Source organism: Ruegeria sp. ABV3_008 (genome assembly GCF_056161185.1).
In genome coordinates this window covers 135269-143682 of the sequence record NZ_JBSWYP010000012.1, presented here as the reverse complement: position 1 = coordinate 143682, position 8414 = coordinate 135269, and the positions used below count along the sequence as shown (strand labels likewise).

The window sequence follows — 8414 nt, the reverse complement described above, 5'->3', positions numbered from 1 at the left end:
AAAAGAAAGGGCAAAGATGGACGACTTTTACGCCGCCCGCAGCAGGGTCATCCCGCCGCTACCGTGGTCGACTTTCTCACCGCCATTCTCAACGAGGACGTTGCTGATGTAGCGCTCTAAAGCTTGAGATCTTGGTTGCCGGTATCTTACGTCGAGCTAAAAAGTGAGGATTTTGTACTGGCAACGAATGTCAGCAATGCGGATTGCGGACGCAGAATCCGACAACACAGATGGACGGCAGCTCTGGGCCGTCCGCGTAGGTGCGCTGCTGGCTAAATTTGGAACATGCTGCTTTTGGTCCACAATTGCAGTGTACCCGACGGCGGTGCCGATGTGGAGTCGGGCGCGTTTCACACCCCCGCGGCGACAGAGGAGTGGTTTCAAATTCTTGCCTGGCCTTGCCGTCAGTCTCAGACTTGTCACAAAACCGGCCCCTAAATCGTCTTATATCCAAAGCATGCGTTTTGGAGGCATCAGTGGAACGAAACATTCTCTTTGGCGTTGGCGTGTTCGCGATCCTCAACGCCGCCTTGATCTGGGGCGCAACTGAGCTTTGGTACGATAGAACGCCCGGCGTGTCCCAGACGGGTCCTTTGAATCTGCATTTCGCGCGGGATGTTGGCTTGGCTTTCCTGTGCAGTGGACTGACACTCATCTTTGCAGCATATCGTGGTGACAAATCCATAGGCGTTTGTGGTGCGGCATGGCTTGTTTCACATGCGGTGTTTCACATCTGGATATGGATCGCGCGGGGCATGCAGCTGGATCTTGTCGCGCTGACGAATGTTTTGGGAATTCAGGTCCCGGCCGCGCTTGCCCTTTGGGCTGCACTTTCGCTCCCAACCGGGGAGGGGCAAGAATGATCGCGACCCTCCTCAAAAGCAGCTTTCGGAAGTTTGCGACGCGCTACGACTATGACGCGAGGTACATGTCCTACGTCGCGGACACTTCAACATCGGCGGGTCTGCGTTTGTCCCTGTTATCTCTTTATAGTCAGTACAGCGGTGGCCCGAAGGCGCGCAATGCTGCAGCCGGTGCCGCACTGGCATCGACGTTGGATGGGGATTGTGGACCGTGCGTGCAGCTTGTCATCGACATGGCGATCGAGGCTAATGTCCCGGCGGATGATCTGGCCTGCTGCCTGAAAGGGTGCGCAGAAGATGCAGGTGACGTCGGGCTTGGGTTTCGGTTTTCTCAAGCAGCAATTTCTGGCGGTTCGGATCTGGACGCCTTGCGCGCCGAGATTGAGGAAAACTTTGGCAGAAAGGCCCTCATCGCGGCGTCCTTTGCGGCATCAAGCGGCCGGGTGTATCCCGTTCTGAAGCGCGGCTTGGGTTTTGGTCAAACCTGCCTTGACGTCAAAGTCGCGGATGACCGGATTATGGTGGGACGCCAAAAATGAATATGCAGACAGATGTGTTTCAGACGGAGCGCCCCAAGCTAATTTCACTTTGTTATCAGATGCTGGGCGAAACTGCGGGCGCGGAGGACGTCGTTCAGGAAACCTGGCTGAAATGGGCGGCGACGGATCCGGGCCAGATTGAAAACCCGGCGTCCTGGTTGCGGCGGGTGGCCACAAATATCGCCATCGACACACTGCGTTCGGCACGCAAGCAACGCGAGGTCTATGTCGGGCCGTGGTTGCCTGAACCTGTAATCCCCTCTGAAATGGAAGAGAATATATCGCATTTCGAACTCGCACAGGAATGCGAGCTGGCTCTTTTATGGGCGATGGAGCGCCTTAACGAAAAAGAAAGGGCGGCTTTTATCCTGCGAGAAGCTTTTGATGCGAGCTATCCAGAAATTGCACGCACTTTGGGAACAAGCGAGGCGGCTTGCAGGCAGTTGGTAAGCCGTTCTCAAAAGAAGCTACAGGACGCAGGGCCCCGGTTCGACGCGACACCAGAAGAGGTCGCCGCACTTAGCCAACGGTTTTTTCTGGCTGTTGTCGCGGAAGATTTTGACACTGCACTGAACCTGCTGACGCCCGATAGCGTCGCGATTTCAGATGGCGGTGCCAAGCAACGCGCGGCCCGGCGCCCCCTGATCGGACGGGCGGAGATCATCCAGGTGTTTCGCGCGTTGCATGACAAGGCGAAGACAGAACAGGGGTGGGAGACGAAAGCTGCCATCGTGAATGGGAAGCCTGCAATCTTAAGACAAAGGTATGGGCAATTGGACAGCGTCGTTCAGGTGGTCCCTGACAATTTTGGAAAGATCGCATGGATCTTCATGCACAGGAACCCCGAAAAGCTTGGGATCAAAATCCAAACCCTTGATTTAGGAGGAGATAATCATGCTTGAAACGGCTGCAGTACTATTGGTCTTGGTTGGCGCAATGCACAGCTTTGCCGGGGGACCGAGGTTGATCACTCCTTTGCTGCGGCAAAAGGGCTTTCCGGTCATCCTCGGAAGCCAGCGAAATGGGCGTGTCACGCTTTGGTTTGGATGGCACGCCTTGACCCTGTTTTGGTGGGCATTGGCAGCAGTGCTTTTGACGATGAGTGTAGATCAAGATGCGGCGGGCCCGGCGCTCCTCATCTCGCTCGCCTTCGCCTGCGGGATTTGCGGACTGGCAGCTATTGTCGCAACGCGGGGGCGCCATTTGTCCTGGGTCTTGTTCCTGCTTCTTGCCGCAATCCTAGGGGGCACGTTTTTCACATGATCTTCCTTTGGCTTGCCAATGAGAATTCCCCTAACCCCGAAACTTAGACGACAAAGGTTTTTACGATGGATTTTCCCATTCTCTTCGCCGGAGGACTGTCCGCGATATGGTGTCTGGTCCACATCTTCATGGGCGGACCGCAAGTCGCCCGCCCGCTGCTGGCCGCCACTGATCTGGAAAAAAGCGCAAAATACGTGGCCTACTACTGCTGGCATCTTGTCTCAATCAGCCTTGGCATGATGAGCTTGCTCTTTTTGTGGCCTGCGCTTTGGGGTGGAAGCAACGACCTTGCTATTCTCGGTACCGTCATGGCCGCACTCTTTGCAATGTGGGGTATCGGACTTGGGCAGTTCTCAAAATCAGACCTGCGTTTCGCTGAGCTTCCTCAGGGCTGGCTATTTGTCCGCGTAGCCATCCTTGGCGTTTGGGGAAGCCTGATGTGATGCCTTCGCGACTGGCTAACTTTAATCTGATGCGGCGTGATACGTCGGTCGCACCAAACTGAAAGTGGGAGGTCGCGCTGACTGATAGACAGCCGATTTTCAAGTCCGGACTGCATGAACACATCACGATAGGTTTGATCGGCTTTCCAACCATCTGTAGAATTGCCCTTATCAGCAAGACCGCTGAGCGAAGAAGCATGTTGTTGAGACCAATATCCCGAAAGCTCGACAATCTGGGAGTTCACTCAAGCCTTGATTTTGCGTCCGCAGCGAACGACGGGTAAGTGGATGCAGCCGCAGCAACTTGATGAGCAGGTCAATGTCCGGTATGGGCCGTAATTTAGCTGAGCCAGATGGGTCCTTCGGGCTAATGCTGCACCCCATCCGAGGTTCGCACAGAGCCCGTAGCGGAAGTGTTGAATTCTCGCTGCGCGCACTCGCAGAGAAATCGTCGCCGCAACATCGCGAAATCCGCCTCTGCAGCGCGGCGAGATTATCCGCCATTCGTGCATGCCGCAGCGAGAATTTGACAGAATAGGACCGTGTTGCGGACGAAGCCGCCACCTCTCGAATGACGGTTGTTGGCGGCAGCGTTGACTGACCAAAGCTGCACCGCAGTCTTTGTTCGAACGAGGATACGCGGAGATCGCCCGTGACCACGCCCGATGCCCTTTGCACCCTGACGTCCAATTCGCCGGCCGCCCGGATTCCTCCTGGACGCCTCGCTATTGCGATTTGATGGGCTTGGGAAGCATCGCGTCGTTCGGCCTTCTCCTTGTTTCAAGTGGCGACCAAGCGAGCCGCGTTGCCCTCAAAAGGCGAGCCAGAGCAGAGCCATCGCGCATAGCGCGACCGGTCCGAGCCGCCGTAGATGCTTAAGCAGGATGGGAGCAGCGGCAACCGGCTCCTTTCGTCGGACGGGCGTATGGGACCTACGCGCCACTTCTGCTTGGGTTCGAGCGACAGCGCCGAAGGCATCGATGAGCATGCTTGCCTTGTTGGGCGTCCAGTTGGGGCGGTTGTAGACATCGCGCATGGTGCGGTCCTCTTTTCGAGCGGTGATTGGGGCGATCCGGGTGTAAGAATTGTCGCGGGGGTCCGGGAGGCGGGCGTTACCGACGCGTGAAAAACGTGATAATACTTTGGCGTTTCGGTCACGGGAGGTTCACAAGAGTGATGCGTTACAGCCTGAAGCTCATGGGTCGCTTTCAGCTAGCCGCGCTGGGTGGAAGCCCAGTAGAAATGGCGTCGCATCGGATGCAGGCGCTCGTCTTAGCCCTGGTGCGGGCCCAAGGTCGACCGCTGCCGCGTCAGCGCCTGCGCGACCTGCTCTGGGAGGATCGGGGCGAAGAACAGGGGCGGAACAGCCTCCGCAAGTTGCTCTCCGATCTCCGGCGCGCGTTCGAGCCCACGATGGATCTTCCGTTCCGCATTACGACGAGCGACGTCGCTCTGGAACCGGAGGCCATAGTGACGGACCTGGAGGAGCTCGCCTTGTTCGACGCCCCATCCGCCGGGCGTGAACTCGCTGCCCGACCCTACGCCGAACTGCTGCAGGGCGTCGACCTCCCGGGTGCAGAGTTCCAGCGTTGGCTCACGACCGAGCGGCAATGGGCGCTGGATCTTTACCTCGGTGCCATGTCTGGGCGCATGGGAATCCTCGAAGCGCGTGGCGATCTCTATGAGGCTCGGCAGTTCGCCGAAGCAGTCCTCTCCGCCGACCAGGCGAACGAAGCCGGGTTCCGCATTCTCATGCAGGCCGCGTGGCTCGACGGCGACCGGTCGGCGGCGATCCGGTATTTCGAGCGTTGCCGAGCGAATTTGGCGGCGGAGTTTGGCGTTGGGCCGGACCAGCGAACGATGGCGCTACTGGAAACGATCCGCTCTGAGCCCGCCGAAGGCGTCAAGGCCTCGCCTCGGCGAGACGGTGTCCAGATGTCCCCGTTACAGGAGAAACCCTCGATTATCGTTCTGCCCTTTGATGCGCTTTCGGAGGAACCCGGCAATCAACATCTGAGCGATAGCCTGACCGACATGATTACCGGAGAGCTCTCGCGCTTTCACGACCTGCATGTGATCGGAAGCCGTTCGGCCTTCGAGTATCGTGATCGTGAGGACAGCGTTTCGCAGATATGTGCCCGCCTCGGAGTTGCCTTCGCGCTCACTGGAAGCGTCCAGCATGCCGGCAAACGTGTTCGGGTCGTTGCGCAGCTAGTCGACGGACCGACAGGCCGCGTGGCCTGGACCGACCGTCTCGACCGCGATCTCGAAGATGTTCTGGCGCTTCAGGACGAATTGAGTGAGACGATCGCCGCGCGGCTGGCATCTGGCTATGGCGGGCAGTTGCGCAGGGCCTGGCAGCGTTCCAGACAATCGACCCAACCGGCCGACATGGCTGCCTATGAGTGCTTCTCCCGGGCTCAGGATGCGATCGATGACAACTGGTCGCCAGAGGGAGTGGCGCTTGGTCGGAACCTCCTGGTCCGGGCAGTGGATCTCGACCCAGGGTTCACGAAGGCCCGGGCAAAGCTCGCGTGGACTTACCTTCTGGACGCCTCCGAAGGGTGGAGCGCGGACCCAGAAGCCGACATCTTGCGCGCCGTCAAAGTCGCCCGCGACGCTGTTACCACCGACCCCTACGAACCTTGGGCCGTCTGGGTGATGGGAGCCTGCGAAATCTATGCTGGGCGCCACCGCGACGGCCTTGACTGGTTCGAGCGGGCGATCGAGCTCAATCCGAACGACGCGGATCTCGTTTGCGACTATGGCTACTACCTCGGGCTCGCGGGAGAGCCGGAGGCTGGACTTCGCGCGACGGAAAAGGCGATGCGTCTCCAGCCGCACCATCCGAGCTGGTATCTGATGCAGTATCAGCAGGTCCAGTTTGATGCGCGCCTCTACGCCCAGGCGATCGCAACAGGCGCACGATTGCGCGGATCGGAGACGCGGATCACTTGGATGTTGCTTGCGGCCGCACACGCTGGCTTGGGCGACATGGCGAATGCACAGGAAGCACTGGCTCGACTTCGGATCATGGACCCAAAGACCACCCTCAGCAAATGGACCGACCCCAGACTGCTGCCATACGCCGATGCCACTGCGCGGGAGCATCTTGAGGAATGTCTTAGCAAAGCTGGTCTCGACTGACAAAAGAGCAATTTGCGGATAAAGCAGCCGTTCGATCGCAGGCCTCGAGTGGCTGGCCCGCGCTCACAGCCGACTTGCGGCGTCGCGGCAGGGCGAGCCTCAACCGCGAACCGAAAGCCGCCGCTTCCAGAAGGCGGATGAGTCCACCCTTTCAGTGTAATGGTGTTGCACCCGGACGCTCGGTGGTCGGAAGCGGTCGCTCAATTGTCAAGGGAGCAACAGCGGCTCGGAGCCCAAAGCGGGGGTGCTCGCGCGGTGTCTATCTCACCAAGTGTATGAATGCTTTCGCTCTAGGTTCTGGCCCCGCCAAAAGGCATGGTCTTAAGTCCGGTGACTGCTCCACGTCGCGAGCGGTTGCGGTGCTATGCGTCGTAAAGTGTAGTGCCGGTAGGAAAATATGTTCAGAAAGAAGGTCTTTTCGTGCGAGCATTGTCATCAAATGATCGCTTGAAATCAGGCTAGGGTTAAAATGAACGGCGCTCAATCACTCGTAAAAACCCTTTTGAACAATGGTGTGAATACGGTCTTTGCAAATCCCGGCACCTCGGAAATGCACTTTGTCGCTGCCTTGGATGAACACTCGGAGATGAATTGCATTCTTTGCCTGTTTGAAGGCGGCACGACGGGTGCTGCAGACGGGTATTTTCGCATGAAGCGAAACGTTGCGGGCACGCTCCTGCATCTTGCACCCGGCTTTGGCAACGCCTTTGCCAATCTGCACAATGCCCGAAAAGCGGGGTCCGGGATCGTGAATGTAGTGGGCGATCACGCAACGCATCACCTCCATTATGAAAGTCCTTTGAAGGGAGACATCCTCGGTATCAGCCAAGCGGTTAGTCATTGGACGCGTGTGTCGTCCAATGCCACCGATGTAGCCACGGACGGAGCGGCTGCGGTTCAGGCGGCCCGCGCGCGCAACGGTCAGATCGCAACGCTGGTCCTGCCTGCCGACACAGCTTGGAACGAAGCGAACGCAGCGGCAAACCGATTGGACAACCGAGAAAGCCTCCATCGACCGTCAACAAGCGATATAGAGGCCGCGGCGGCCCGGCTTGTGACGCCGAACGCCGCGCTGATGATCGGCGGATCAGCTCTGTTTAGACCCCTGCGTGAACTGGCTGGCAAGATCGCTGCCGCGACGGGGTGCCGTTTGTTGGCTGATACTCTGATACCGCGCATTTCCAAAGGCGCAGGAACAGCAAGGCTAGACCAACTGGTCTATCCGATATCGCCCAAGATCGCTCAGCTTGAAGCAACCTCTTCGATCACTCTGCTTGGCGCAGATAGGCCAGTCGCCTTTTTTGCCTATCCCGGGAAACCGAGCGTGCCCGAACCTCCGCATTGCCCCATTACGGACTTGTGCAAGCCCTCAGATGATATCGAGTGGACGCTGCAAGCGCTCGCCGACGCGGTCGGGGTTACAAGCAAAACGGCGACAGAAACCCATCCGCTCGACCTGCCAGACGTTCCCATCGGACAGTTGACCCTCGAAAAAGTTGGTTTGACGTTGGCCGCGCTGATCCCGGAAAACGCGATCATCTGCAATGAATCCGTGACATCAGGGTTTCACGTCATTCCACCGACGGCCACCGCTCGCCCGCATGAGTTGCTCGCTGGCACTGGCGGCGCGATTGGGCTGTGTTTGCCTTGCGCAACAGGTGCGGCTATCGCCTGCCCGGATCGAAAAGTCATCGCCCTAACCGGCGACGGGTCCGCCATGTATACTCTTCAATCATTGTGGACCATGGCCCGCGAAAATCTGGACGTGACAATCGTTGTGTTTGCGAACCGCGGTTATCAAATCCTGCGCGATGAACTCACAAACGTCGGCGTGGCGAGCTATGGTCAGAATGCTCAGGCTATGTTTGACGTGGTGAACCCGACGTTGGACTGGGTTTCGCTGGCGAAAGGCCATGGTGTTCCGGGGACACGCGCAGATGACATGGACAGCTTCGCAAAGGCGCTTTCCGCCGGTCTCTCCAGCGAAGGGCCATCGCTGATTGAAGTTGTGTGCCCACCGCCCGCATGAGTATTCTGACACGGAACCTGAAAAGCAGATGAGACTAGGGGTGCAAATTGAGGGTCAATTTTATTTGATACTGTGAAATGACTTTGCGATGGACCAAACGGCGGCCAAATTACCACTTTAGCACACAAAG

General features: G+C 58.1%; 7 protein-coding genes. 6 read left to right on the top strand and 1 reads right to left on the bottom strand.

What is annotated here, in order from left to right:
- Window positions 1–476: 476 nt before the first annotated feature.
- The 4 genes from ACXAH8_RS19065 (at window position 477) to ACXAH8_RS19050 (ending at window position 3108) form a co-directional block, all read left to right on the top strand.
- Complete coding sequence (locus ACXAH8_RS19065) at window positions 477–863, top strand: hypothetical protein (protein ID WP_475220229.1); 387 nt, start codon at window positions 477–479, stop codon at window positions 861–863.
- Window positions 860–1402: a hypothetical protein gene (locus ACXAH8_RS19060; protein WP_475220228.1), complete on the top strand. Its 543-nt coding sequence runs from the start codon at window positions 860–862 to the stop codon at window positions 1400–1402. The genes ACXAH8_RS19065 and ACXAH8_RS19060 overlap by 4 nt, the downstream gene beginning before the upstream one ends.
- A complete protein-coding gene (gene sigJ / locus ACXAH8_RS19055) occupies window positions 1399–2304 on the top strand; it encodes an RNA polymerase sigma factor SigJ (protein WP_475220227.1) in 906 nt (301 codons plus the stop codon). The genes ACXAH8_RS19060 and sigJ overlap by 4 nt, the downstream gene beginning before the upstream one ends.
- 426 nt (window positions 2305–2730) lie before the next feature.
- The gene (locus ACXAH8_RS19050; protein WP_475220226.1) at window positions 2731–3108 is read left to right on the top strand and encodes a hypothetical protein; all 378 of its coding nucleotides are present in this window, start codon (window positions 2731–2733) and stop codon (window positions 3106–3108) included.
- A gap of 811 nt (window positions 3109–3919) precedes the next feature.
- Here ACXAH8_RS19050 and ACXAH8_RS19045 read toward each other — a convergent pair.
- Window positions 3920–4144 (bottom strand): hypothetical protein, encoded by a 225-nt coding sequence (locus tag ACXAH8_RS19045; RefSeq protein ID WP_475220225.1) that lies wholly within the window; start codon window positions 4142–4144, stop codon window positions 3920–3922.
- Between the two features lie 140 nt (window positions 4145–4284).
- Between ACXAH8_RS19045 and ACXAH8_RS19040 the strand changes: the two genes are divergently transcribed.
- The gene (locus ACXAH8_RS19040; protein ID WP_475220224.1) at window positions 4285–6255 is read left to right on the top strand and encodes a BTAD domain-containing putative transcriptional regulator; all 1971 of its coding nucleotides are present in this window, start codon (window positions 4285–4287) and stop codon (window positions 6253–6255) included.
- A 469-nt stretch (window positions 6256–6724) separates the two neighbouring features.
- The gene (locus ACXAH8_RS19035) at window positions 6725–8284 is read left to right on the top strand and encodes an acetolactate synthase large subunit (RefSeq protein WP_475220223.1); all 1560 of its coding nucleotides are present in this window, start codon (window positions 6725–6727) and stop codon (window positions 8282–8284) included.
- The last annotated feature ends 130 nt before the right edge of the window (window positions 8285–8414 follow it).

What these genes read in the sequence shown, in the direction of transcription:
- ACXAH8_RS19060 (WP_475220228.1), top strand. Translation starts at nt 860, where the DNA reads ATGATCGCGACCCTCCTCAAAAGCAGCTTTCGGAAGTTTGCGACGCGC.
- sigJ (WP_475220227.1), top strand. Translation starts at nt 1,399, where the DNA reads ATGAATATGCAGACAGATGTGTTTCAGACGGAGCGCCCCAAGCTAATT.
- ACXAH8_RS19050 (WP_475220226.1), top strand. Translation starts at nt 2,731, where the DNA reads ATGGATTTTCCCATTCTCTTCGCCGGAGGACTGTCCGCGATATGGTGT.
- ACXAH8_RS19045 (WP_475220225.1), bottom strand. Translation starts at nt 4,144, where the DNA reads ATGCGCGATGTCTACAACCGCCCCAACTGGACGCCCAACAAGGCAAGC.
- ACXAH8_RS19040 (WP_475220224.1), top strand. Translation starts at nt 4,285, where the DNA reads ATGCGTTACAGCCTGAAGCTCATGGGTCGCTTTCAGCTAGCCGCGCTG.
- ACXAH8_RS19035 (WP_475220223.1), top strand. Translation starts at nt 6,725, where the DNA reads ATGAACGGCGCTCAATCACTCGTAAAAACCCTTTTGAACAATGGTGTG.